This window comes from Pseudomonas sp. Irchel s3h9 (genome assembly GCF_900187475.1).
GTDB lineage: Bacteria > Pseudomonadota > Gammaproteobacteria > Pseudomonadales > Pseudomonadaceae > Aquipseudomonas > Aquipseudomonas neuropathica.
The window spans coordinates 63,540-87,699 of the sequence record NZ_FYDH01000007.1 but is presented as its reverse complement, the minus strand read 5'-3'; the positions used below and the strand labels follow the sequence as shown (position 1 = coordinate 87,699).

Genomic DNA, 24,160 nt, shown 5'->3' with positions numbered 1-24,160 from the left:
GTTCCCGGCTTTGATCGTTCCCACGCTCTGCGTGGGAATGCCTCAAGGGACGCTTTGCGTCCAGTGACGCGGAGCGTCACGGGCTGCATTCCCACGCAGAGCGTGGGAACGATCATCGAGCGCAGGTGAGCTATTCACATTTGCTCTATCGCCAAGCACTTCTATATTGATGAGGTGCTTTGGCGTTCCTGACGCTCAGTGCCCAATCAATCGAGGAGGACATGGATGAAGTCGTCAGCCACCGACGAGCCGCGAGCACCCGGCCAAGCCCCAGTCAAAACCCGCCGTTTCAGTATTTCACTCGTCTGGATCGTGCCGATTGTGGCGGTGCTGGTGGGCATCTCGCTGGTGGTGCACAACGTGATGCAGGAAGGGCCGACGATCATCGTCAACTTCAAGACCGGCAGCGGCCTGACGGCCAACAAGACCGAGGTCAAATACCGCAACGTGGTCATCGGTCAGGTGACGGACGTCGAGTTGAGTAACGACCAGAAAAGTGTCGACGCCACCATTAAACTGTCAAAACAGGCGGAAACCTTCACGCGCGAAGACTCACAGTTCTGGGTGGTGCGCCCGCGCATTGGCGCCGGCGGCGTTTCGGGTATCGACACCCTGCTTTCCGGTGACTACATCGGTGCCGACATCGGTCAGGCCGACAACCGCGCCAAACACTTCAAAGGCCTGGAAAATCCGCCGCCGATCACCTACGGCGAACCCGGCAAGCGCTTCATGCTGCATGCGCCGGACCTCGGTTCACTGGATATCGGTTCACCGGTTTATTACCGCAAGATTCCGGTCGGCCAGGTCGTCACCTACGCCCTCAACCCCGAAGGCAAAGGGGTGGATATCGAGGTGTTCATTCACGCGCCGAACGACGCGTTCGTCACTGAAAACACCCGTTTCTGGAATGCCAGCGGCATCGACATCAATGTCGGTGCCAACGGCTTTGCCGTGAAGACCGAATCGCTGTCGACCATGCTGGTGGGCGGGATTGCGTTCCGTGCTCCGGATTACAGTCCCAACGATGTGGCCGCCGCAGACGACAAAGATTTCGAACTGTTCGCCGACCAGCAGAGCGCCCTCGCCCCACCGAATGGCAAGGCGCAATACATGGTGCTGCGTTTCGAACAGTCACTGCGCGGGCTCAAGGTCGATGCGCCGGTCGAGTTCCTCGGTATGGAAATCGGCCGGGTCGTGGGCATCAACCTGGATTTCGATGCGAAAAAACGCACCTTCCCGCTTAACGTCGGTATCGTCATTTACCCGCAGCGTCTCGGTCAGGCCTACAAAAAGATGCTCACCGAATTCAAGCACGACCCCAACGACGAAGCCGCTGGCATCCGCTTGCTGGGCACCTTCGTCGATAATGGCCTGCGTGCCCAGGCGCGCAGTGGCAACCTGCTGACCGGCCAGTTGTACGTCGCGTTGGACTTCTTCCCGAAAGCGGAGAAAGTCGCGTTCGACCCGAGCGCTCGCCCGGTCGTTCTACCGACCGTGCCCGGCAGCCTCGAACAGTTGCAGGAAAAACTCGAAGCGGTGGTCGACAAGCTCAACAAGTTGCCAGTGGATCGCATCGCCAACAACCTCGACAGCAATCTGATCGAGCTGCGCAAAGGTCTGACTCAGTTCAACGCCAAGACCCTGCCGGGCGTGCAGAGCACGCTCGCCGACGTCAGCAAGACCTTGCAGTCCGCCAGTTCAACCCTGGCCGAAGATTCGCCACAACGCGAGAAACTCACGGAAACCCTCGACGAACTCGGGCGCATGTCGCGTTCGCTGCGTGAGCTGTCGGATTACCTCGGTCGTCATCCGGAATCGCTGATTCGTGGTCGCCCCGATAACGCAGCACCTATCGATCTGAAAGGACCGCCACGCAATTGAGCACAGGAGCTAACACAATGGCTTTACCGCTAAAGATCACCGTGCTCGCTGCGTTCATGCTGCTGAGCGCCTGTCGCAGCGACCCGATCAGCTTTCACACCCTGACGCCGGTGCAGATCGCCAACACACGGACCGGCGCGCAGATTCCGATTGAAGCGCTGAGCGTGCCGCCGCAGGTCGACCGTGCGCAAATCGTTATCCGCCAGGGCAACAGCGGCCTGGCGATTCTTGAAACTGATTGGTGGGGCGCGACACTGGCGGATGAGTTGCGCGGTGCGTTGGCCGATCAATTGAGCAATACCGGTGGGCAAGGCAACGTTTCGGTGCGCATCGAAGTGCAACGCTTCGACTCGATCCCCGGTCAGTACGGCCTGATCGACGCCAAATGGCGCTTGCGTCCTGTCGGCGCCACTGACAATGGCTCGCTGACCTGCCGTTCGACCCTGCAAACACCGTCCGGCCCGACCATCGATGATCTGGTGGGGGCCCAGCAGCACAACGTCAAACGGCTGGCCGAGCAGATCAGTCGGGCGGCAACCGGCAACGCGCGCACCTGCCCTTCCCCGTCCTGACGGACCTACAGATCGAAGCGATCCACCGCACGCCGCCGCTCGTTGTCATCACGCACATCGTAGTTGGCGGTGGTCTGGATGTTGCTGTGGTGCGCCAGTTTCTGCGCAATCGACAAATCATGCTCCTCGATCACCCGCGTGATAAACGAACGGCGGAAATCGTGCGGCATGATCTTCACCCCGACCTGGGTGCCACGCTGACGGGCGATGTAATAGATCGCGTGTTTGGTGATGCGCTCGCGGGTGATATGACTGCCGCGACGGATACGGTTGAACAGAAAGGCATCGTCACTCTCGCCCTCCTTCAGCTCTGAACGCCGCAGCTCCAGCCATGCATCGAGTTTGGCGAACGCCCAGGCCGGTGCGTACTTGATCAGTTGCTTATTGCCTTTGCCGGTGACGGTCAGGCTGCGCTCCGTGAAATCGACCTGATTCAAGTCCAGGTCCACCGACTCTGATTTACGCATGCCGGTGCCGTACAACAACGCAATCACCGCTGCGTCGCGCAGCCCTTGCGGACGCGGATCAGCGGCGCAGACTTCCATCAATTCGTGAATCAAGGTGCGCTTCAAGTTGCGCCCCTGAGATAACCGCGTGCCGGCGATGCCTTTGACCGAACGCATTTTCAGCAGATGATCCTGGCTGATCAGGCTCATGCGCCAGGCTTCATTCATCACACCGCGCACGGCATTCACGTACAGCGACGAGGTATTCGGCGCATAACCGTCGGAGCGCAATGCGGCGACCAGCGCCACGACGTCTTCCGGTTGCAGCCCGTGCCAGGGGATTTCCTCGATGTCCACGTCTTCAAAACCAAGACGGTCAGCGGCGTCCTGCAAGACATAACGCATGGTCAGTTGGCTGGACGGCGCCAGGCGGGCCAGATAAAGCGTCAGCGGATTAGTGTTGGACGGGGTGGATTCAGTACTCGACAAGTCAATCAAACGAAACGGCCTTGAATAGAAAACAGTTCAACAAAACAACTTAAAAGTGCAAAGAAACTTATATAAAGAGCGACTCTTCCGTAAAACTTTTCTACTAAAACAGCCGATAAACGGAAGAAGTCTGAACGGTGGCTGTATGGCTTACAGATAGACGAATCGCCGACCGTTTTTTCATGTTCCTTTCACAAAAACGCGCATAACCTTAGTTACAACAGGTTGCCCCGAAAGGCCTGCAACCCTGCCGACCGCGGACTGAAAAGTCAATCAGGTATCCCCCGATCGGTATCTCAACCCTTTGAAATTCCGTGTTTTTCAGACAATCGGCTGAAGGATGGCTATCGCCTCGAGGTTCTTATGAGTCAAGCGTTTCTGCCGTTTTCCCGCCCGAGTATCGGCGATGAAGAAATAGCCGCCGTTGAACAAGTATTGCGGTCAGGGTGGATTACCACCGGCCCTAAAAACCAGGCACTGGAAGAACACTTCGCCAACTATGTCGGTTGCAAACACGCCGTGGCACTTTCCTCGGCCACCGGCGGCATGCACATCACTTTGCTGGCCTTGGGCATTGGCCCGGGTGACGAGGTCATCACCCCGTCGCAGACCTGGGTCTCGACCGCCAACATGATCTCCCTGCTCGGCGCCACACCGGTGTTCGTCGACGTTGATCGCGACACCCTGATGACCGATGCCGCGCGCATCGAAGCCGCCATCACCCCACGCACCAAAGCAATCATTCCTGTGCATTACGCCGGCGCCGCGTTTGATCTTGATCCGCTGTACGCGCTGGCCGACAAACACGGCATCGCCATTATCGAAGACGCCGCCCACGCTGCTGGCACCCGTTACAAGGGCCGGCACGTCGGTGTGCAAGGCACGGCGATTTTCTCCTTCCACGCGATCAAGAACATGACCTGCGCCGAAGGCGCGATGTTCGTCACCGACGACGAAGCGCTGGCCAGCCGCGTGCGCATGCTCAAGTTCCACGGTCTCGGCGTCGACGCCTACGATCGTCTGACCGGTGGCCGCAAGCCGCAGGCGCAAGTGATGGAACCGGGGTTCAAATACAACCTCGCCGACATCAATGCCGCGATTGCCCTGGTGCAACTGGAGCGTCTCGACGCAATCAATGCGCGCCGCACCGAACTGGCCGCCGCCTACCGGCAAAAACTCGAAGGCCTGCCGGTGCAAACGCTGGCCCTGCCCGCCTACGCACAAACCCACGCCTGGCACCTGTTCATCCTGCGCATCGACAGCGAGCGCTGCGGCATGGACCGCGAAGCCTTCATGAAAGGCTTGCAGGACCAAGGCATTGGCTCCGGCATCCATTTCATCGCCACCCACTTGCACACCTGGTATCGCCAGCGTGACCCCGACCTTTACCTGCCCGACACCGAGTGGAACTCGGCGCGGCTGTGCTCGATTCCGTTGTTCCCCGACATGAGCGATCAGGACCTTGATCGCGTGGTCGGCGCCATCGCCACCCTTATGGACAAACGCCCGTGAAAACCTATCCGATCCGCTGTGTGTCGATCGTCATCCCGGTCTACAACGAACAGGACAGCCTGCCGGAACTGCTGCGCCGTACTGAAGCCGCCTGCAAGATGCTGCGTCACGACTTTGAAATTGTCCTCGTCGACGACGGCAGCCGTGACGAGTCCGCCAACCTTCTGGAAGAAGCCGCGACCCGTGAAGACAGCCCGTTCGTGGCGGTCATCCTCAACCGTAACTACGGCCAGCACGCAGCAATCATGGCCGGTTTCGAACAATGCAAAGGCGATGTGGTGATCACCCTCGACGCCGACCTGCAGAACCCGCCGGAAGAAATCCCGCGGCTGGTCGCCGAAGCGGAAAAGGGTTACGACGTGGTCGGCACCGTGCGCGGCAACCGCCAGGATTCGGCCCTGCGCCGCTATCCGTCGAAGCTGATCAACCTCGCCGTGCAACGCTCCACCGGCGTCGCCATGAGCGACTACGGCTGCATGCTCCGCGCTTACCGCCGGACGATCATCGACGCAATGCTCGCCTGCCGTGAACGCAGCACCTTCATCCCGATTCTGGCCAACAGCTTCGCCCGCCACACCACCGAAATCGTCGTGGCTCACGCCGAACGTGAGCACGGCGATTCGAAGTACAGCCCGATGCGCCTGATCAACCTGATGTTCGACCTGATCACCTGCATGACCACTACACCTTTGCGCCTGCTGAGCATCGTCGGTTTCACCATGGCCGGGTTTGGGTTGCTGTTTGCTTTCGCACTGATCGTTATGCGTCTGGCTTTCGGTTCCGGCTGGGCCGGTGACGGCATGTTCGTGCTGTTCGCGGTGCTGTTTGTGTTCACCGGTGGCCAGTTCATCGGCATGGGCCTGCTCGGCGAATACCTGGGGCGCATGTACAGCGACGTGCGCGCCCGCCCGCGTTTCTTCATCGAAAAAGTCTTGCGCAGCCACGCCGCCGAGCCAGCGCCTGCCGTCACGGTTGACGGTCTCTCTTCTACTTCTACTACCGGTCAGGTTCACTCATGAGTGCAAAAACTGTTGTCTTCGCTTACCACGATATTGGCTGCGCCGGCATTCAAGCCCTGCTCGACAGCGGCTATGACATTGCGGCGGTGTTCACTCACGCCGATGACCCGAAAGAGAACGCGTTTTACAGCTCGGTCGCACAACTGTGCGCCACCAAAGGCATCCCGGTGCATGCGCCGGAAGACGTCAACCACCCGCTGTGGATCGAGCGCATCGCCAAGCTCGATCCTGAATATATTTTCTCGTTCTACTATCGCAACCTGCTAAGCGAGCCGCTGCTGGCACTGGCGAAAAAAGGTGCGTTCAACCTGCACGGTTCGCTGCTGCCAAGCTACCGTGGCCGCGCCCCGGCCAACTGGGTACTGGTCAACGGCGAAAGCGAAACCGGCGTCACTTTGCACCGCATGGTCAAACGTGCCGATGCCGGCGCCATTGTTGCCCAACAGCGTATCGCCATTGAACGCAGCGACACCGCGTTGAGCCTGCACGGCAAATTGCGCATCGCCGCGACGGATCTGCTGCGCGACACCTTGCCGGCCATGCTGCAAGGCAAGATCAGCGAAACCCCACAAGACGAATCGAAAGCCACGGTGTTCGGTCGTCGCACCGCCGCGGACGGCAAACTGGTCTGGGCGAAACCGGCCGAGCAACTGTTCAATCTCGTGCGTGCCGTGACCCAACCTTACCCGGGCGCGTTCTGCGCTGTGGGCGAGCACAAACTGATCGTCTGGAGCGCTGAAGTTGCCAAGGGCAACGACGGCCAGGCACCGGGCCGAGTAATCAGCGTCAATCCGCTGCGCATTGCCTGCGGCGAAGATTCGCTGGTGATCCTCTCCGGTCAGCGCAACGACAACGGTCTGTTCCTCAGCGGCCCGCAACTGGCCAGTGAACTGGGTCTGGTCGACGGCTCGCTGTTGCGCGGTGCCGAGTCCGGCCGTGCGCCACGCCGTACTCGCGTGCTGATCCTCGGCGTCAACGGTTTTATCGGCAATCACTTGTCTGAGCGCCTGCTGCGTGATGACCGCTACGAAGTCTATGGTCTGGACATCGGTTCCGACGCGATCGAGCGTCTGCGCAGCCATCCGCACTTCCACTACGTCGAAGGCGACATCAGCATTCACTCCGAGTGGATCGAGTACCACATCAAGAAGTGCGACGTGGTCCTGCCGCTGGTGGCCATCGCCACGCCGATCGAATACACCCGCAACCCGCTGCGTGTGTTCGAACTCGACTTCGAAGAAAACCTGAAACTGGTGCGCTACTGCGTCAAGTACAACAAGCGCGTGATCTTCCCGTCGACCTCGGAAGTCTATGGCATGTGCCAGGACAAACACTTCGATGAAGACACTTCCAACCTGGTGGTCGGCCCGATCAACAAGCAGCGCTGGATCTACTCCGTGTCCAAGCAACTGCTGGACCGGGTGATCTGGGCCTACGGCGCCAAGGGTCTGAATTTCACCCTGTTCCGCCCGTTCAACTGGATGGGCCCGCGTCTCGATCGCCTGGACTCGGCACGCATCGGCAGCTCCCGCGCCATCACCCAGTTGATCCTCAACCTGGTCGAAGGCACGCCGATTCGCCTGTTCGACGGTGGCGAGCAAAAACGCTGCTTCACCGACATCGCTGACGGCGTCGAGGCACTTGCACGGATCATCGATAACGACAACGACGTCTGCAACGGCCAGATCATCAACATCGGCAACCCGGACAACGAAGCCAGCATTCGTCAGTTGGGTGAAGAGCTGCTGCGTCAGTTCGAAGCGCATCCGCTGCGCGACAACTTCCCGCCGTTCGCCGGTTTCCGCGATGTCGAGAGCAAGGCGTTCTACGGTGCCGGTTACCAGGACGTCGAACACCGTAAACCCAGCATCGCCAACGCCAAACGTCTGCTCGACTGGACGCCGACCGTGGAAATGCGCGAGACCATTGGCAACACGCTCGACTTCTTCTTGCGTGAAGCCATGCTCGAACAAGCGGACAAGCGCTAATGCAGGCCGGTCTACGCATCGACGTCGACACCTTTCGCGGCACCCGTGAAGGTGTGCCGCGCTTGCTGGAAATGCTCGACGAGGCGCAGGTCAAGGCAACGTTCTTCTTCAGTGTCGGCCCTGACAACATGGGCCGGCATCTGTGGCGCCTGATCCGCCCGCAGTTTCTCTGGAAGATGCTCCGCTCCAATGCGGCCGGCCTGTACGGCTGGGACATTCTGCTGGCCGGCACCGCGTGGCCGGGCAAGCCGATTGGCCGCGATCTCGGGCACCTGATGCGTCAGGCCCGTGATGCCGGTCATGAAGTGGGTTTGCATGCGTGGGATCACCACGGCTGGCAGGCCAATGCCGGGCGCTGGAGCGACACGCAACTGATCGAGCAGATCCGTCAGGGCGTCGACACCTTGAGCGACATTCTCGGCGAGAAAATCCAGTGCTCGGCCGCCGCCGGTTGGCGTGCCGACGAGCGCGTGATCGAGGCCAAGCAAGCCTTCGGTTTTCGCTACAACAGCGATTGCCGTGGGCGGCGTCTGTTTCGTCCGCTGTTGGCCGATGGCACGCCTGGCACGCCGCAGATTCCGGTGGACCTGCCGACCTTCGATGAAGTCGTCGGCCCCATCGTCGCGGCGCGGGATTTCAACGGTTTCATCCTTGATCACTTCCGCCCGCAACAGCTCAACGTCTACACCATTCATGCCGAAGTAGAAGGGATTCTGATGGCTGAGGGTTTTCGTCAATTACTCGCCGATGCGCGTCAGCGCCAAATCGACTTCAAACCACTGGGCGACTTGCTGCCCGAGTTCTTCAACACCTTGCCCGTGGGGCGCGTGCAACGCGGCACCCTCGACGGCCGTGAAGGCTGGCTGGGAGTGCAAGGCGCATGATTAAACGCTGGACGCTGCCACTGCTGTTGCTGGGTATTTGCTTATTGGCTTACCTGCTGCCGCTGGGCACGCACGGTTTGTGGATTCCTGATGAGACTCGTTACGCACAGATCAGCCAGGACATGCTGCTCAGTGGCAACTGGGTGTCGCCGCACTTCATGAGCCTGCGTTATTTCGAGAAGCCAATTGCCGGCTACTGGATGATCGCGCTGGGTCAGGCGTTGTTCGGGCAGAACCTGTTCGGCGTGCGCTTTGCATCGGCGCTGAGCACCGGGTTGAGTGTGCTGCTGTGCTATCTGCTCGCCCGGCGCTTGTGGGACGAGCCGCGTAAAAGCTTCGTCTGCGCCCTGCTCTACATGAGCTTCACGATTGTTGCCGGTCAGGCCGGTTACGCCAACCTCGATCCGCAGTTCACCTGCTGGGTCAATCTGAGTCTGGTGGCGCTGTGGTTTGCCGTCGACAGCCACACCAACGGCAAGCGCATAGCGGCCTGGGCTGTTCTGGGGCTGGCGTGTGGCATGGGTTTCATGACCAAAGGCTTTCTCGCCTGGTTGCTGCCGGTGCTGATCGCCCTGCCGTGGATGCTCTGGCAAAAACGCTGGCGTGAACTGCTGATGTTCGGCCCGGTGGCGATTGCCGTGGCGATCCTCGTCAGCCTGCCGTGGGTGCTTTCGGTGCATGCGCAGGAACCGGACTACTGGCGGTTCTTCTTCTGGCACGAACACATTCGTCGCTTTGCCGGTGATGACGCACAACACGATGCGCCGTGGTGGTTTTACTTGCCGCTGCTGGTCGCGTTCAGTCTACCGTGGATCGGGTTGTTGCCGACCGCGTTCAAGCAAGCCTGGCAAAGCCGCGCTCAGCCCAAAGTCGTGTTTTTGCTGCTGTGGCTGCTGATGCCGCTGCTGTTTTTCAGCCTGAGCAACGGCAAATTGCCGACCTACATCCTGCCGTGCCTGCTGCCGATGGCGTTGCTGCTGGGCAATGCGCTGGCCGATCGTTTGCGTCTGGAGCAAGGTCGGGCGCTGAGCATCAACGGTGTGCTGAATCTGTTGCTGGGCATCGTCACGTTGATCGCGCTGGTCTATCTGCAACTGACCAAACCGGTCTACGACCACGAACTGCACAGCCTGGTGCTGGTGTTCATTGCCCTGATCGGCTGGATCATCGCCAACCTGCTGCAAGCCTTTCTGCCGCTGCAATGCTGGGCGGCTCCGGCGCTGGGCAGCCTGTTGCTGATCGCGGTGTTGCCGGCGGCGCTGCCCAAATCGGTGGTCGCCAACAAGATGCCGGATCAGTTCATCAAGCATCACGTCACCGAACTGGCGCAAACCACCCACCTGCTGAGTAACGACCTCGGTGCCGCGTCCGCACTGGCCTGGCGCCTGAAAACCCCGCAAGTCGCGTTGTACAACACGATAGGCGAATTGAAATATGGCCTTGCCTATCCTGACGGCATTCAACAGCGGGTCGATCCCGATCACGTGCAACAGTGGATGCGCGAGGCACGCCGCAGCGGTGCGGTCGGCGTGGTGATGCGCGTCAAGGGGCAGGACGAACTGGACGAAATCGACAGATTGCCAAAGGACGGCGTCCGTTATGAGCAGGGCAACCTGGTGATCATGATCCTGCCCAAGGAGGCGTCATGAGCCTGTTGCTGCTGTTGGCTGCGTGCCTGCTCACCTGCCTCGGGCAGGTTGCGCAGAAGCACGCCGTGGAGAGCTGGCGCGGTGTCGAGTCGGGCTGGGCCGACAAACTGCGTACGCCGTGGTTGTGGCTGGCCCTGCTCGCCCTCGGCTCGGGTCTGTTGGTTTGGCTGCTGGTGTTGCAGCGTCTGGAAGTCGGCATCGCCTACCCGATGCTCAGCCTCAACTTTGTGCTGATCACCCTGATCGCGCGCTTCGTCTTCCGTGAACCCATCGACCGCCAGCATTGGCTTGGCGTGGCATTGGTGATCGGCGGCGTGGTTTTGCTGGGACAACAGTCATGAATCAACGTCGCGGCATCACCTTCGCGCTAGGCAGTGTGTTCTTCGTCAGCGCTGCGCAATTGGGCATGCGCTGGAGCATGACCCGCCTGCCCGTGCCGGAACAATGGCTGCACATCGACAGCCTCGATTGGCTGGCCCTGGCCCTGGCCGTGGTCATTGCGGCGATTTTTGCCTACGCCCTGTCGATGCTTTGCTGGCTCGCCGCCCTGCGCGATCTGCCGTTGGGCCGGGCTTACTCGCTGCTGAGCATCAGCTATGCGCTGGTTTATCTGCTGGCGGCCAGTCTGCCGCTGTTCAACGAATCTTTTAGTTTCACTAAATCACTGGGCGTGGCGCTGGTCATGCTCGGGGTCATCACCATCAACACTCGTCCGGCTCGTGCGCCCGAATTCAGGAGTGCTCCATGAAAATCACAGTATTTGGCAGCGGTTACGTCGGTCTGGTGCAAGCGGCTGTGTTGGCCGAGGTCGGCCATGATGTCGTGTGCATGGATGTCGACCAGAAGAAGGTCGACCTGTTGCGCCAGGGTCATGTCAGCATTTTTGAGCCGGGGCTGGCCAGCCTGGTGCGCGAAGGTCTGGATTCGAAACGCCTGCAATTCACCACCGATGAAAAACTCGCCGTGCAGCACGGTCGGGTAGCGTTCATTGCCGTGGGTACGCCGTCGCGTGAGGACGGTTCGGCCGATCTGCGCTACGTGCTATCGGTCGGCGATGCCATTGCCCGCCATCGCGAACAGCCGGTGATCATCGTCGAGAAATCCACGGTGCCGGTAGGCACGGGCGACACCCTGCGCACGCACATCGAAAAAGCCTTGATCAAGGTCGGCCGCCTGCTGCAGTTCGATATCGTCTCCAACCCGGAATTTCTCAAGGAAGGCTCGGCAGTCGCTGACTGCCGCCGCCCGGACCGTATCGTCATCGGCTGCGAAGGTGATGAGGTGCGCGACGTAATGCGCGATCTGTACTCGCCATTCAACCGCAACCATGACCGCATCATGTTCATGGATCTGCGCAGCGCTGAGCTGACCAAGTACGCCGCCAACTGCATGCTGGCGACCAAGATCAGCTTCATCAACCAGATCGCCGAACTGGCCGAGCACCTGGGCGCCGACATCGAATCGGTACGCCAGGGCATCGGTGCCGACACGCGCATCGGTTACCACTTCATCTACCCCGGCTGCGGTTATGGCGGCTCGTGCTTCCCCAAAGACATGCGCGCATTGATTCACAGCGCCGAAGAAGCGCACTGCTTCAGCGACTTGCTGCAAGCGGTCGAGGCGATCAACCAGCGGCAGAAACACAAGCTGTTCGAGCGCATCAACGCGTTCTACAAGGGTGATCTGCGCGGCAAGACTTTCGCCCTGTGGGGGCTGGCGTTCAAACCCAACACCGATGACATGCGCGATGCGCCAAGCCGTGTCCTGCTGGAGGAGCTGTGGGCCGCCGGTGCCAGCGTGCGCGCCTTCGACCCGGAAGCCATGCAGGAAACCCAGAACCTTTACCCGGACGAGTCGAAGCTGATGTTGATGGGCACGCCGGAATCGGTACTGCCCGGCGCCGACGCACTGATCATCTGCACCGAATGGCAGCAGTTCAAGGCGCCGGATTTCGATCTGATCAAACAGCGCCTCAACACCCCGGTGATTTTCGACGGCCGCAACCTGTACGACGCCGAGCGACTGGCGCGCAATGGCTTCCAGTACTTCCCGATGGGCCGTGGCGAATCGCGTAAGTTGCCGATCCCGCTGCAACAATGGCCACACGCGTCCGATGTCGCTTGATCAGCTTATCGCCTGAGATTCGCCGGCAGTCCCTGATCGCAGGGCTGCTGGCGTTTTTAGTGTTCATCGCCGGGGTCTACGGGCAGGCGCCGATCGGTTTCGATTCGCGGTTCGTGTTGTTCGCGCAAGAAATGCTGCGGCATGGGCCGACGGTGTTTCCGACCACCTATGATCAACCGTATGCGGATTATTCAGCGGTTTCGACGCTGTTCATCTGGCTGCTGTCGCTGCCGTTCGGCGCGGTGAATGCGTTTACGGCGTGGGCGCCAAGTGCCGGCGCCGGCGCGCTGATCGTGACGCTGATGTATCGACTGCTGGCACCGTACTCGCGGCGTTGGGCGCTGATCTTCGCGTTGCTGCTGCTCGGCTTCGGCATTCGCGGACCGATTGGTCTGGTGGTGCCGACCGGCATGCTGTGCAGCTATTACCTGCTCAACCGTGAGTGGACGCGTCTGCTGGTGTTCGGCGTACTGGCTTCGCTGTTGCTCGCAGTCTGTGTCGGCCTGCTGTTGTGGCTGGCGAAACTCAGCGGTGGCCCGGTCTTCTTGCAGGACGTGATCCGCATGCAGTTCATGGGGCGCATGGACGGCAGCGAAGGCGTCAGCGGTTCGCTGTATTACTTCACCAGTTCGTTCGGCAACTACGCGCTGGCCTATCCGCTGGCATTACTGGTACTGGTGGCGGCCTGGCTGAGCAAACCGCAGCAACGTGGCCCGGCGCTGCGTCTGGTGCAGTACTGCGCGGCGGCGGGAATGATTGTGATGGTCGGGCTGTCGATTCCCCAGGCGAAGAAGGCGCGGTATTTGCTGCCGATGCTGCCCATGGCGGCGATCATTGCGGCGTATCCGTTTCAGGTCGCGCATGGGCGGGTGTTTCGTTGGTTGCGCGGGTTGATGCTGGGTGTTTGGCTGGTTACGCCGGGATTGTTGATGGTTGTGTTACTGGTCGCTCGACGGCGCTTTCCCGAGCAATTGAGTGAAGTGTCTTTGGTGTTGATCGTGCTGGGCCTGCTGCAACTCTTGGCGTTGTCGCGATTGTTGATCCCGCGTTGGCGTGTCGAGGTATTGGCGTTGTCTGCGGTGTTGGCGCTGTGGACGGTGTACGCGGCAGTGTTCGAGCCGGTGGAGCGGCGTTTGTACGACACCCAGGGATTCAGTCACGCGGTGTTTGCCCAAGTTCAACAAAACCCGGCGCCGCTGGTGTTGCATGGCATGGGCAAGGATGCGAAGGCGATTAAGTTCATGGTCAATATCGAGCAGGATCTGCAACCGCAGTTCAGCGACTCGATCCAGCAACTGGAGGCGCTCAAAGGTCCGGCGTGGCTGATGATGGATCGCAGTGATTTTCTGGCCCTGCGGGGGACGCCGCTGTGTGAATTGCAACCGATACTCAGTGGCCGCTTCGACAAAAACGATTACGTCCTGCTTTACGCTAATCCCTTGTAGGCGCTGCCGAAGGCTGCGATCTTGATCGTTCCCACGCTCTGCGTGGGCATGCAGCCTGGGACGCTCCGCGTCCCAAATTCAAAATCGTAGACTGTGGCATCTCCTACATGAATATGACCATCCGTCTTGCGCAGCCCGCTGACGCGCCCGCCCTCCCCGCCATCGAACGCTCGGCCGCCGGGCTGTTTCGCCTCGATCCGCAACTGGCCTGGCTGGCCGACGCCGAAGTGGCCGGCGTCGAATTGCATTTACAGGCCATCGAGCAGGCCAGGGTTTGGGTCGCACGATCCCCTGAAGGGCAACTTGCCGGGTTCTTGCGGGCCGTCCCGGTCGATAACCAACTGCATGTAGAGGAGCTGTCCGTCAGCCAGCACTTTCAGGGTCAGGGTATTGGCCGCAAGTTGCTGTCGGCGGTCATCGAGCATGCCTGGGCGCAACAACTTTGCGCCGTGACGCTGACCACCTTCGTTGATGTGCCGTGGAATGCGCCGTTCTATCAGAAGATCGGTTTCCAGCGTTTGAATAGCGAGGAAACAAGCGGGTATTTAGTCGACGCCTTGAACGATGAAATCGCCCACGGTTTACCCGGCCACCGGCGCTGCGCCATGCGCCTGACGTTGCCTTGAAATCAGATCGTGGCTTTCAGATCGACGCCCAATGCCTCTGCGAATGCCTTCACCAACGGACTGCGCACGGTGTTGTGCCGCAGGATCAGATTGAACGGCGTCATGATGTTGATCCGCTCGGGCAGCACCGCACGCATCTGCCCTGCTGCCACCAGCGTTGCCGCGTAATGCCGGGGCAGAAAACCAACGAAACGGCCGGTCTTGATCAGCAAGGCCACGGCTTCGACCTGGGTCGCTGACGCCGAGAAACTGTCATAGCGCGCATAGTTGAGCTTGTCGCGATGGATCGCGTAGCGGTGGTTGATGCACTCGTATTCCTGCAAGACATTGCTGCCCATTTGCGCCTCCGCCATGTCGAACAACGGATGCCCGACCGCGCAGTAGACTTCCGAGCGCTCCTCGTACAGCGGGTAATAATCGAACTCTTCACGGCGTTGATAAACCGGCACTATTCCAGCCACTAAACGCCCCTCTACCACGCCTCTTTCCACTTCATCCAGTTGCGATGCTTGAAGTTGAAACCTGACCTTCGGCGATTGTTCGTTAAGTTGTTTTAGCGCGGCAACTAGCGGTGAGTTTTCATCACTGATCGTATTGTCGATAACGCCCACACCCAGATCACCGATAAGTTCATTCTTCGCAGAACTAAGTCGATCACGAAAGTTGTCCACCGACGCAAACAGATCAATCGACGCCTGATACACCAGGCGACCTTCTTCGGTCAGGTGAAACCCCTCGCGGCCGCGTGTGCACAGACGCATGCCGATGCGGATTTCCAGGTCGGAGATCTGCTTGCTGATGGCCGCAAGGCCCACGTTCAGCTCGTTTTGCGCGGCGCTGAAGCCTCCTGCCTCGACCACCGCCTTGAACACCTTGAGCAGTTTGAAATCCAGTCCGCTGAGGGTCAGCGGTGCTCGGTGGGCCATTTTCGGCGGCGGGTTTCCGGAATTGGAAAGTGGGGTTTCCATAATGCTGATTTACCTCTGGCGCAATGTTCAACAATCTGTGTCCAACAACAAAAACATCGCCGGCTAATAATAATGATCACAGAAAACCAGCCTTGGCAACCGCCAAAAAATCCCGAACATCAGTGCCAACTCACTGATCTCGAAACATTAAAAGCTGACACTTCGATCAGTTCTCGCTCTCTAGCAACTGCCCTCTTGAACACTGCTTTGGCCTGACGCCGTCTGCTGACTTTCCAGCAACGATCACGGCCATGCACAGCGATTTCAGTTCGCGTTACCGACGAGGAAAACAACACATGTCTCAAGCCACCGACCGTCTCTGGGGTGCCCGTTTCAAAAGCGGCCCTTCAGCCGCCCTGGCCGCCCTCTCCCGGTGCCCCGAGCGCTATTTCCGCCTGACGCCGTACGATCTGGCCGGTTCCAAGGCGCATGCCGGCGAACTGCAGCGGGCCGGTCTGCTCAACGAGCAGGAAACCCGCACCATGCTGGAAGCCCTGGACGGCATCGGTGCCGACTTCCGCGCCGGACGTATTGCGCCAACGCTGGATGACGAAGACGTTCACACCTTTATCGAACGCCTGCTGACCGAACGCCTCGGCGCCCTCGGCGGCAAGCTGCGCGCCGGCCGTTCGCGCAACGACCAGACCGCCAACGACCTGCGCCTGTTTCTGCGCGATCACGTACGCACCCTCGCCGTCGAAGTCCTCGCCTTGCAGCAAGCGCTGGTGACTCAGGCCGAGCAACACGTCGAAAGCATCTGCCCGGGTTTCACTCACTTGCAGCAGGCGCAACCGATCGTATTCGCTCACCACTTGCTGGCCCACGCGCAATCGATGCTGCGGGACGTGCAGCGTCTGGTGGACTGGGACGCGCGCACCTCATTGTCGCCACTCGGCGCAGCGGCCATGGCCGGTTCGGCGATAGCCCGCCAGCCGCAGCAATCGGCCAAGGAAATGGGCTACGCCGGGGTCTGCGAAAACTCCATCGACGCCGTCGCCAGCCGCGATCACGTCGCCGAATTCCTGTTTATCGCCAGCATGCTCGGGATCAACATTTCGCGGCTGGCCGAAGAGTTTTGCCTGTGGTCATCACGGCAATTCCGCTGGGTCGATCTGGACGATGCCTACGCCACTGGCAGCTCGATCATGCCGCAGAAGAAAAACCCGGACATCGCCGAACTGGCGCGGGGCAAGGCCGGACGCTTGATCGGCAATCTCACTGGTTTGCTGTCGACGCTGAAATCCTTGCCGCTGTCGTACAACCGCGACCTCAGCGAAGACAAGCACGGCGTGCTCGACAGCGTCGACACGTTGCTGCTGGTGCTGCCAGCCATGGCCGGGATGGTCGCGACCATGACCGTCAACGTCGAAGAATTGCGCCGCCAAGCCCCGCTGGGTTTCACCCTCGCCACCGAGGTTGCCGACTGGCTGGCAGTGCGCGGCGTGCCGTTCAAGGAAGCCCACGAAATCACCGGGGCGCTGGTGCAGGCCTGTGAAAAACACGGCATCGAATTGTGGGAGGCCTCGCCGGCGCTGCTGGCCGAGATCGATCCACGCCTGACCGCCGATGTGCGCGACAGCCTGACGCTGGAAGCCGCCATTGCGGCCCGTAATGGTTGGGGTGGTACTGCGCCGCAACAGGTGCGCGAACAGATCGGCCGCTTGAAAACCACCCTCGCCGCGCAACAGCAGTGGACCGAAAACTACCAGGGCTTCCGCCTCTGAAGCCGCCAACGCAAAACCCTGTGGGAGCGAGCCTGCTCGCGAAAGCGATGGGTCAGCCAACTGCGATGTTGAAGGTGCTGTCGCCTTCGCGAGCAGGCTCGCTCCTACAGTGGAATGTGTTGGATTTGAAAGAACAGTTGGGAGAAACACCATGAGCCAGACCCAGGCAGAACGACTCCAGTCGGAGCGCAAACTGGCGGAAAACCAGTTCGATATCACCCAGTACCAGCACGTGCCTCGGCGCTATTACGGGCGGATTTTCTTCGCTACCGTGATTGTCATCGCGATTATCGGCCTGGTGCGCGCCTTCGCCGAAGGCAAGATCGAATGGTCGTACATCGGCCAGTTCCTCACCTCTGAAGCGATCATGTGGGGCCTGTTCAACACCATCATCATGGCGGTGCTGGCCATGGCGCTGGGCATCGTTTTCGGGGTGATCACGGCGATCATGCGCATGTCGGCCAACCCGATCCTGCGCTACGTGGCCGTGACCTACACCTGGTTGTTTCGCGGTACGCCGCTGATTCTGCAACTGCTGTTGTGGTTCAACCTGGCGTTGATTTTCCCCACCATCGGCATTCCGGGCGTGTTCGAACTCGACACCGTCAGCCTGATGACGCCGTTCGTGGCCGCGCTGCTCGGTTTGAGCATCAATCAGGGCGCCTACACCGCTGAAGTGGTGCGCGCCGGCCTGCTGTCGGTGGACACCGGCCAGTACGAAGCCGCCAAGTCGATCGGCATGCCGCGCCTGCAAGCGCTGCGCCGGATCATCCTGCCGCAGGCCATGCGCATCATCATTCCACCGGTCGGCAACGAGTTTATCGGCATGGTCAAAATGACCTCGCTGGCCAGCGTGATCCAGTACTCGGAACTGCTCTACAACGCGCAAAACATCTACTACGCCAACGCCCGCGTGATGGAGCTACTGATCGTCGCCGGTATCTGGTACCTGGCCACCGTCACCGTGCTGTCCTTCGGTCAAAGCCGTCTGGAGCGTCGTTTCGCTCGCGGCGCCGGCAAGCGTTCTTGAGGAGTCGAACATGAGAAGCATCGTCAAGGCCGTCAGCCTGAACAAGTATTACGACCAGTACCACGCGCTCAAGGACATCAACATCGAGGTCGAGCAAGGCGAAGTGCTGTGCATCATCGGCCCGTCCGGCTCGGGCAAGAGCACCCTGCTGCGCTGCGTCAATCAGTTGGAAAAGATCGACAAGGGCGGCCTCTGGGTTGACGGCGAACTGGTCGGCTACCGCGTGGTCGGCAACAAACTGCACGAACTCAACGAGTCGCAGATCGCCCGGCAACGCCTGGCCACCGGCATGGTGTTCCAGCGTTTCAACCTGTTCCCGCACATGACTGTGCTGCAAAACATCATCGAAGGCCCGTGCCAGGTGCTCAAGCGTTCGCCGAAAGAGGCGCACGAAGAAGCCCTGGAACTGCTGGCCCGCGTCGGCCTCGCCGACAAACGCGACAGCTATCCGATCGAATTGTCGGGCGGTCAGCAGCAACGTGTGGCGATCGCACGAGCGTTGGCCATGCGTCCGAAGCTGATGCTGTTCGATGAACCCACTTCGGCACTCGACCCGGAACTGGTCGGTGAGGTGCTGTCGGTGATGCGAGATCTCGCGCAGACCGGCATGACCATGATCGTCGTCACCCATGAACTGGGCTTCGCCCGCGAGGTTTCCAATCGCATGGTGTTCATGGACGGCGGGCAGATCGTGGAGGCTGGAAGCCCCGAAGAAATACTAATAAGTCCGCAAAACCCGCGCACCCAAAGCTTCATTTCTGCCGTTCGAACCTAAGCACCGATTGGTGTCACAACACGCATAAGAGAACGACCATGAAGAATTTCGTAATCCCCGCTGTACTCGCGTCCGTCATGTCTTGCGGTTTCGCCGTGGCCGCCGATTTGCCGGCCAGCATCAAGGAAAAAGGCGAGATCGTCGTCGCGATCATGCCCAACTATCCACCGATGGATTTCAAGGACCCGGCGACCAACACCCTCACCGGCCTGGACTACGACCTGGGCAATGCCCTCGCCGAACGTCTGGGGGTGAAGATCAAATGGCAGGAAACCGGCTTCGAGCAAATGATCAACGCGCTGACCACCGACCGCGTCGACATGGTGCTGTCGGGCATGACCGACACCGCCGAGCGTCAGGCCAGCGTGACCTTCGTCGACTACTTCACCAGCGGCCCGCAGTTCTACACCTTGCAGAAGAACGCCGCGACCAACGAGATCATCGACCTGTGCGGCAAGAAAGTCGGCACCAGCCGCCGCACCACGTTCCCGGCGGAAATCGCCGCGTGGAGCAAGGCCAACTGCGAAGCGGCCGGCAAACCGGCGATCAACGTGATCGGCACCGAAGGCTCGGCCGACGCTCGTGCGCAACTGCGCCAGAGTCGCATCGACGCGGCGATGCAAGGCAGCGAGACTTTGTCGTACCTGAAGACTCAGGAAAAGGACATGTACAAGACCGTCGGCCAGCCGATCTCCGTGCAGTTCACCGGCCTTGGTGTGAGCAAGAAAAAGCCTGAGCTGAGTGAAGCGGTGAAGGTTGCCCTGCAGAGCATGGTCGATGACGGCAGCTATGGCGCGATCCTGAAGAAGTGGGAGCTGGAACTGGGCGCGATCAAGGAAGTGACCATCAACGCTGGCAAGTAACCTTCGAGATCGATCCCCCCCTCACCCCAACCCTCTCCCCCAAGGGGGAAAGGGAGCTGATCTTCAAGTGTTCGAAACCTGAGCTCGGCGCGGTCTTTCAGGTCGATGTCGCGCTAAAGAGCACCTCGGTCGGCGCCCTCTCCCTCCGGGAGAGGGCTGGGGTGAGGTTTTCTATTGATTCAACACCGGAGAGCCACAACCATGTCTTCGTGCCAACCCACCTGGCCCGACCCACACAAAGCCTGCCTCGCCTTGGCCTTCGACCTTGACGGCCCGACTGGCGACGCCATGCTCAATGGCTCGATCTGGCACAAACCCGAGTACTTCGGTTTCGGCGGCTACGGCCCTTATCGCGCCCTGCCTCGCCTGCTCGATCTGCTCGATGCGTTCAAGTTGCCAACCACGTTTTTCGTCCCGGCATGGGTCGTGGAAAACTGGCCGAAGCAATGTCAGGCCATCGTCGAGCGCGGCCATGAAGTCGCTTATCACGGCTACAAACACGAATCTTTCTACGCCCTGACGCTGGAGCAACAGCAAACCGTCATGGCCAAGTCCAGGGACGTGTTCTGGCAACACCTGCACATCCGCGCCGAGGGTTTCCGTACCCCGTCCGGCGACTGGCGCGCCGAAACCCCGGCGATGCTTGCGGACAACGGCGTCATTTACTCCAGCAGCATGCGCGGCGACGATCGCCCGTATCTGGTCAACGTCCCCGGCCACAGCACGCCGCTGGTGGAAATCCCCGGTCGCTGGGAGATGGACGATTACGCCTCCCTCGCCTACACCCGCGCGCCGAACTTTCCGTCCGGCCTTGATCGCACCGCCAGTTATGCGTTGACCCTCGACAACTGGCAGCGCGAATACGACGGCGCGATGAATGAAGGCCTGTGCCTGACCACCCTGTTCCACCCGAAAATCACCGGCAAACCGGGACGCATCCTGTTGCTGGAAAAACTCTTCGAACACATGCGCCAGCGAGATGACGTGTGGTTCGCCACCTGCCGCGATGTCGCCCGTTGGTGGCTGAAGGAGCATCACCATGGTTGATTCCAGGATCTGGCCCGCTGGCAAGCGCTGCGCAGTTGTGCTGACCGTCGATTACAACGACATCCACGGCATTCTCACCCAGGCGCCGGAAGTGGCAGGTCGCGACAAGACCCTGTCGGTCTGGCGATATGGCAGCCAGCGTGGCGTCACGCGTTTGCTCGACCTATTCGCGGAACTGGGCGTGCGCAGCAGCTGGTTCGTGCCCGGTATCGTCGCCGAAGAAAATCCGCAGCACATCGCTGCGATTCGCGCCGGCGGGCATGAGATCGCTTGCGCCGGCTACCACCATCAGGATTACGACGGGCTTGATCTGGCGGAGCAAAGTGCCGACGTCGGCAAAGGATGTGCGGCACTTGAAGCCCTGACCGGTCAACGCCCGAGCGGGTTTCGCCTCCCTGCCGGCAACGGCGCGCCGGGTTTTATGGCCGCGTTGAAAGATCATGGCATCGTCTGGTCCTCTTCGTGGCGCGGCGATGATCTGCCATTCGCCCATCCCACTGCGCCTGAGGTGATCGAACTGCCGTTGCACTATGAACTGGAAGACGAACCGTACTTCGCCTTCAATCTCAGCCCCGCCGTGCCACCGGCGCAATCGCGGATCGCCTCTTACAGTCACACCTTGGGCAACCTGCAAATGGACTTCGCCGGATTTCATCGCTTCGGCCTGTGTTATGTGCTGCGCCTGCACCCGGAAATCATCGCCACACCCGGACGCATCAGCGTGCTGCGCGAATTGCTGCAAGGCATTCAACAACATGACGATGTGTGGATCGCCACCGGTGCCGAGGTTGCGCAATGGTGGGCAGAAACCGCAGCACCGGTCGGCGCGGATCACCCGGCAGCGGTTTATGAGCAGCACTATCGGGACTATCTGTCATGACCGAACGCATTTGGCTGATCTGGCGCCTTCGGGAGCAGGCTCGCTCCCACACGGGTTCTTCACTGTTCAGACATTCCCTGTGGGAGCGAGCCTGCTCGCGAAGGGCACGACGCGGTCTGTAGTCGAACACAAAAACAACTGAAACAAGGACATTCGATTCCCCGTGGCCACTTACTCGCTCGTCATCCGCCGTCTGATGATTGTCTCGCTGACCATTGTTGTCAGCCGCGCCATCACCAGCCCGCTGCTGACGCTGTTTCTGAGCACCAAACTCGGTCTCAACCAGCAGGACGTAGGGCTGCTGCTGGGCATTGCGGTGTTTATCGCCACCCTGCTTGCGCTGTATGGCGGCTACATCATCGATCGCCTGGAAAAACGCCGGCTGCTGATTGTCGCCATGCTCTCCAGTGCCATCGGTTTCGTCCTGCTGACGTTCGCCCAGGATCTGTACCTGACCACCGCGACTCTGGTGATTACCGAAACCGCGTCGGCACTGTTCCTCATCGGCTCGAAGGCGATCCTCAGCGAAAACCTGCCGATGAGCCAACGGGCCAAGGCGTTTTCCCTGCGCTATACACTGACCAACATCGGCTACGCCACCGGGCCGATGCTCGGTGTGGTGATCGCCGGGCATTACCCGATCGCACCGTTCCTGATCGCCGCCGCCATCGCCTTCGGCAGTATCTTCCTGATGATCGGCATCCCCAAAGACACCAGCCCGATTGCCGTGGTCAGTCAGCCGCCAAGCTTTCTGAAAACCCTCGTCACCCTGAAAAACGATCGCACCCTGATCATGTTCACCTGCGGTTGCCTGCTCAGCACGGTGGTGCACGGGCGCTTCACCCTATATCTGTCGCAATACCTGCTGGTGGTCAGCGACTCCAAGCGCGCCTTGCAAGTCATGGCCGCCCTGCTCGCCTGTAACGCGATCACGGTGATCCTGCTGCAATACCAGATCGGCCGCTTCCTCAGCCGCGAGAAACTGCGCTACTGGATCGCCGCCGGCACCGGCCTGTTCATTCTCGGTCTTATCGGCTTCAGCCTGGCTGACAGCTTGCTGAGCTGGTGCATCGCCATGTTCATCTTCACCTTGGGCGAAATGATCATTTACCCGTCGGAGTTCCTCTTTGTCGACACCCTCGCTCCGGAAGAACTGCGCGGCAGCTACTACGGCGCGCAGAATCTGGCGGCGCTGGGCGGTGCACTGAGCCCGGTGATCTGCGGCTTCCTGCTGATGCACACACCGGCACCGACGATGTTCTATGCCTTGAGCGCACTCACCGCGATGGGCGGCACCCTGTGCTTTCTTAGCGGACGTCGCGCGGATTCAATTCAACATTAATGCACTAAATCTTCATTAATATGAATTTGTCAGCATCGAGTTTGCCCGGCACACTGTGCGCGTTCCTCCCCCAATGTTGGAACACTTCGAGGGCTTTCCGGATATGCCGGACAAGTCCTTTTTTTTGCCTCGAATTTGCTGCAAGGATTGGATTCACATGCTCGCTCGCTGGTTGCCCGCCGCCATCAATACCCGCCCGACCGAATGGAGCCGCGCCGCCATCGGCATGGCGCTGGGCACATTGTTCAGTGTGTGGCTGTGCGCGCAGGTGTTCGGCCATGAAGTGGCCTACCACCTGATCGGCCCGCTGGGCGCGTCGGCGGTGTTGCTGTTCGCCGTGTCCTCCGGCGCCCTCGCCCAGCCATGGTCGATTCTCGGCGGCTATTTATGTGCTGGCGTGGTCGCGTTGCTGGTGGCGCATGTGCTTGGCCGAACCCTTGGCAGCGCCTGTCTGGCGGCGGGTGTGGCGCTGATCCTGATGTGCTGGCTGCGCTGCCTGCATCCGCCCGCTGGCGCGTTGGCGCTGACGCTGGTGCTGGCCGATCCGGCGACAATCGCCATGGACTGGAAAGCCATGGAACCGGTGATGCTCGGCGCCGCGTGCATGCTGCTCAGTGCGCTCGCCTACAACAACCTGACCCGCATCCGCTACCCGAAACGCCCGGCAGAACCGGCGCCGGTGCTTGGGCCGGTCGACAGTCAGGCGATCACCGCCGAAGACCTGAAACTTGCCTTGGCCGAGATGGAAGCGTTTATCGACGTCACCCCTGAAGATCTCGAGCAACTGATTCACTCCAGCGAACTGCACGCCAAGCGCCGCAGCATTACCGAAACATTCCGCTGACCCCGTGTAGGAGCTGCCGAAGGCTCGGGCCGCGATCGGACGATCTTTTGAT

The 24,160-nt window shown here is 60.3% G+C and carries 22 protein-coding genes; 20 read left to right on the top strand and 2 right to left on the bottom strand.

Translation table 11 applies throughout. The features are described 5' to 3' along the window. Positions 1-225: 225 nt before the first annotated feature. Positions 226-1,881, top strand: coding sequence for an intermembrane transport protein PqiB (locus CKW26_RS13395; protein WP_095048917.1), 1,656 nt, complete (start codon positions 226-228; stop codon positions 1,879-1,881). Positions 1,882-1,898: 17 nt separating this feature from the next. Beyond that, positions 1,899-2,453: a membrane integrity-associated transporter subunit PqiC gene (locus tag CKW26_RS13390; RefSeq protein ID WP_095048916.1), complete on the top strand. Its 555-nt coding sequence runs from the start codon at positions 1,899-1,901 to the stop codon at positions 2,451-2,453. A 5-nt stretch (positions 2,454-2,458) separates the two neighbouring features. On the opposite strand, the gene xerC is transcribed toward CKW26_RS13390, so the two are convergent. Continuing rightward, entirely contained in the window at positions 2,459-3,304 is an 846-nt protein-coding gene (gene xerC, locus CKW26_RS13385) for a tyrosine recombinase XerC (RefSeq protein WP_256579900.1), read from the bottom strand. A gap of 447 nt (positions 3,305-3,751) precedes the next feature. Between xerC and arnB the strand changes: the two genes are divergently transcribed. The 10 genes from arnB to CKW26_RS13335 all read left to right on the top strand — a co-directional run bounded on the left by arnB (position 3,752) and on the right by CKW26_RS13335 (position 14,635). Next, on the top strand, positions 3,752-4,900 hold the full coding sequence (gene arnB, locus CKW26_RS13380) for a UDP-4-amino-4-deoxy-L-arabinose aminotransferase (RefSeq protein WP_095048915.1): 1,149 nt from the start codon (positions 3,752-3,754) through the stop codon (positions 4,898-4,900). Further along, entirely contained in the window at positions 4,897-5,919 is a 1,023-nt protein-coding gene (gene arnC, locus CKW26_RS13375) for an undecaprenyl-phosphate 4-deoxy-4-formamido-L-arabinose transferase (RefSeq protein WP_095048914.1), read from the top strand. Before arnB ends, arnC begins: the two co-directional genes overlap by 4 nt. Beyond that, the gene (gene arnA, locus CKW26_RS13370) at positions 5,916-7,907 is read left to right on the top strand and encodes a bifunctional UDP-4-amino-4-deoxy-L-arabinose formyltransferase/UDP-glucuronic acid oxidase ArnA (RefSeq protein WP_095048913.1); all 1,992 of its coding nucleotides are present in this window, start codon (positions 5,916-5,918) and stop codon (positions 7,905-7,907) included. Before arnC ends, arnA begins: the two co-directional genes overlap by 4 nt. Then, entirely contained in the window at positions 7,907-8,791 is an 885-nt protein-coding gene (gene arnD, locus CKW26_RS13365) for a 4-deoxy-4-formamido-L-arabinose-phosphoundecaprenol deformylase (RefSeq protein WP_095048912.1), read from the top strand. The genes arnA and arnD overlap by 1 nt, the downstream gene beginning before the upstream one ends. Next, positions 8,788-10,440, top strand: coding sequence for a lipid IV(A) 4-amino-4-deoxy-L-arabinosyltransferase (arnT, locus tag CKW26_RS13360; protein WP_095048911.1), 1,653 nt, complete (start codon positions 8,788-8,790; stop codon positions 10,438-10,440). Before arnD ends, arnT begins: the two co-directional genes overlap by 4 nt. Continuing rightward, positions 10,437-10,781, top strand: a complete 345-nt coding sequence (gene arnE, locus CKW26_RS13355) for a 4-amino-4-deoxy-L-arabinose-phosphoundecaprenol flippase subunit ArnE (protein WP_095048910.1) — start codon at positions 10,437-10,439, stop codon at positions 10,779-10,781. The genes arnT and arnE overlap by 4 nt, the downstream gene beginning before the upstream one ends. After that, on the top strand, positions 10,778-11,188 hold the full coding sequence (gene arnF, locus CKW26_RS13350) for a 4-amino-4-deoxy-L-arabinose-phosphoundecaprenol flippase subunit ArnF (protein ID WP_095048909.1): 411 nt from the start codon (positions 10,778-10,780) through the stop codon (positions 11,186-11,188). The genes arnE and arnF overlap by 4 nt, the downstream gene beginning before the upstream one ends. Continuing rightward, on the top strand, positions 11,185-12,564 hold the full coding sequence (locus tag CKW26_RS13345) for a UDP-glucose/GDP-mannose dehydrogenase family protein (protein WP_095048908.1): 1,380 nt from the start codon (positions 11,185-11,187) through the stop codon (positions 12,562-12,564). The genes arnF and CKW26_RS13345 overlap by 4 nt, the downstream gene beginning before the upstream one ends. Next, complete coding sequence (locus CKW26_RS13340) at positions 12,537-14,009, top strand: glycosyltransferase family 39 protein (RefSeq protein WP_177409250.1); 1,473 nt, start codon at positions 12,537-12,539, stop codon at positions 14,007-14,009. The genes CKW26_RS13345 and CKW26_RS13340 overlap by 28 nt, the downstream gene beginning before the upstream one ends. A gap of 107 nt (positions 14,010-14,116) precedes the next feature. Then, positions 14,117-14,635 carry a GNAT family N-acetyltransferase gene (locus CKW26_RS13335; protein ID WP_095048906.1) on the top strand — a complete coding sequence of 173 codons (519 nt, stop codon included), beginning with the start codon at positions 14,117-14,119 and terminating at the stop codon, positions 14,633-14,635. Positions 14,636-14,637: 2 nt separating this feature from the next. On the opposite strand, the gene CKW26_RS13330 is transcribed toward CKW26_RS13335, so the two are convergent. Then, positions 14,638-15,603, bottom strand: a complete 966-nt coding sequence (locus tag CKW26_RS13330; RefSeq protein WP_095048905.1) for a LysR family transcriptional regulator — start codon at positions 15,601-15,603, stop codon at positions 14,638-14,640. Between the two features lie 296 nt (positions 15,604-15,899). Between CKW26_RS13330 and argH the strand changes: the two genes are divergently transcribed. The 8 genes from argH to CKW26_RS13290 all read left to right on the top strand — a co-directional run bounded on the left by argH (position 15,900) and on the right by CKW26_RS13290 (position 24,108). Continuing rightward, positions 15,900-17,327, top strand: a complete 1,428-nt coding sequence (gene argH, locus CKW26_RS13325; RefSeq protein WP_095048904.1) for an argininosuccinate lyase — start codon at positions 15,900-15,902, stop codon at positions 17,325-17,327. A gap of 151 nt (positions 17,328-17,478) precedes the next feature. Continuing rightward, on the top strand, positions 17,479-18,357 hold the full coding sequence (locus CKW26_RS13320) for an amino acid ABC transporter permease (RefSeq protein WP_095048903.1): 879 nt from the start codon (positions 17,479-17,481) through the stop codon (positions 18,355-18,357). A gap of 10 nt (positions 18,358-18,367) precedes the next feature. Next, positions 18,368-19,132, top strand: coding sequence for an amino acid ABC transporter ATP-binding protein (locus tag CKW26_RS13315; RefSeq protein WP_064587499.1), 765 nt, complete (start codon positions 18,368-18,370; stop codon positions 19,130-19,132). Positions 19,133-19,170: 38 nt separating this feature from the next. Beyond that, the gene (locus CKW26_RS13310; protein ID WP_095048902.1) at positions 19,171-19,995 is read left to right on the top strand and encodes an ABC transporter substrate-binding protein; all 825 of its coding nucleotides are present in this window, start codon (positions 19,171-19,173) and stop codon (positions 19,993-19,995) included. A 201-nt stretch (positions 19,996-20,196) separates the two neighbouring features. Continuing rightward, complete coding sequence (locus CKW26_RS13305) at positions 20,197-21,042, top strand: polysaccharide deacetylase (RefSeq protein ID WP_095048901.1); 846 nt, start codon at positions 20,197-20,199, stop codon at positions 21,040-21,042. Continuing rightward, positions 21,035-21,922 (top strand): polysaccharide deacetylase, encoded by an 888-nt coding sequence (locus CKW26_RS13300; RefSeq protein ID WP_095048900.1) that lies wholly within the window; start codon positions 21,035-21,037, stop codon positions 21,920-21,922. Before CKW26_RS13305 ends, CKW26_RS13300 begins: the two co-directional genes overlap by 8 nt. 163 nt (positions 21,923-22,085) lie before the next feature. Then, entirely contained in the window at positions 22,086-23,264 is a 1,179-nt protein-coding gene (locus CKW26_RS13295) for an MFS transporter (RefSeq protein WP_095048899.1), read from the top strand. A gap of 157 nt (positions 23,265-23,421) precedes the next feature. Next, positions 23,422-24,108 (top strand): HPP family protein, encoded by a 687-nt coding sequence (locus CKW26_RS13290; RefSeq protein WP_095048898.1) that lies wholly within the window; start codon positions 23,422-23,424, stop codon positions 24,106-24,108. The last annotated feature ends 52 nt before the right edge of the window (positions 24,109-24,160 follow it).

What these genes read in the sequence shown, in the direction of transcription:
- CKW26_RS13395 (WP_095048917.1), top strand. Translation starts at nt 226, where the DNA reads ATGAAGTCGTCAGCCACCGACGAGCCGCGAGCACCCGGCCAAGCCCCA.
- CKW26_RS13390 (WP_095048916.1), top strand. Translation starts at nt 1,899, where the DNA reads ATGGCTTTACCGCTAAAGATCACCGTGCTCGCTGCGTTCATGCTGCTG.
- xerC (WP_256579900.1), bottom strand. Translation starts at nt 3,304, where the DNA reads ATGCGTTATGTCTTGCAGGACGCCGCTGACCGTCTTGGTTTTGAAGAC.
- arnB (WP_095048915.1), top strand. Translation starts at nt 3,752, where the DNA reads ATGAGTCAAGCGTTTCTGCCGTTTTCCCGCCCGAGTATCGGCGATGAA.
- arnA (WP_095048913.1), top strand. Translation starts at nt 5,916, where the DNA reads ATGAGTGCAAAAACTGTTGTCTTCGCTTACCACGATATTGGCTGCGCC.
- arnD (WP_095048912.1), top strand. Translation starts at nt 7,907, where the DNA reads ATGCAGGCCGGTCTACGCATCGACGTCGACACCTTTCGCGGCACCCGT.
- arnT (WP_095048911.1), top strand. Translation starts at nt 8,788, where the DNA reads ATGATTAAACGCTGGACGCTGCCACTGCTGTTGCTGGGTATTTGCTTA.
- arnE (WP_095048910.1), top strand. Translation starts at nt 10,437, where the DNA reads ATGAGCCTGTTGCTGCTGTTGGCTGCGTGCCTGCTCACCTGCCTCGGG.
- arnF (WP_095048909.1), top strand. Translation starts at nt 10,778, where the DNA reads ATGAATCAACGTCGCGGCATCACCTTCGCGCTAGGCAGTGTGTTCTTC.
- CKW26_RS13345 (WP_095048908.1), top strand. Translation starts at nt 11,185, where the DNA reads ATGAAAATCACAGTATTTGGCAGCGGTTACGTCGGTCTGGTGCAAGCG.
- CKW26_RS13340 (WP_177409250.1), top strand. Translation starts at nt 12,537, where the DNA reads ATGGCCACACGCGTCCGATGTCGCTTGATCAGCTTATCGCCTGAGATT.
- CKW26_RS13335 (WP_095048906.1), top strand. Translation starts at nt 14,117, where the DNA reads ATGAATATGACCATCCGTCTTGCGCAGCCCGCTGACGCGCCCGCCCTC.
- CKW26_RS13330 (WP_095048905.1), bottom strand. Translation starts at nt 15,603, where the DNA reads ATGGAAACCCCACTTTCCAATTCCGGAAACCCGCCGCCGAAAATGGCC.
- argH (WP_095048904.1), top strand. Translation starts at nt 15,900, where the DNA reads ATGTCTCAAGCCACCGACCGTCTCTGGGGTGCCCGTTTCAAAAGCGGC.
- CKW26_RS13320 (WP_095048903.1), top strand. Translation starts at nt 17,479, where the DNA reads ATGAGCCAGACCCAGGCAGAACGACTCCAGTCGGAGCGCAAACTGGCG.
- CKW26_RS13315 (WP_064587499.1), top strand. Translation starts at nt 18,368, where the DNA reads ATGAGAAGCATCGTCAAGGCCGTCAGCCTGAACAAGTATTACGACCAG.
- CKW26_RS13310 (WP_095048902.1), top strand. Translation starts at nt 19,171, where the DNA reads ATGAAGAATTTCGTAATCCCCGCTGTACTCGCGTCCGTCATGTCTTGC.
- CKW26_RS13305 (WP_095048901.1), top strand. Translation starts at nt 20,197, where the DNA reads ATGTCTTCGTGCCAACCCACCTGGCCCGACCCACACAAAGCCTGCCTC.
- CKW26_RS13300 (WP_095048900.1), top strand. Translation starts at nt 21,035, where the DNA reads ATGGTTGATTCCAGGATCTGGCCCGCTGGCAAGCGCTGCGCAGTTGTG.
- CKW26_RS13290 (WP_095048898.1), top strand. Translation starts at nt 23,422, where the DNA reads ATGCTCGCTCGCTGGTTGCCCGCCGCCATCAATACCCGCCCGACCGAA.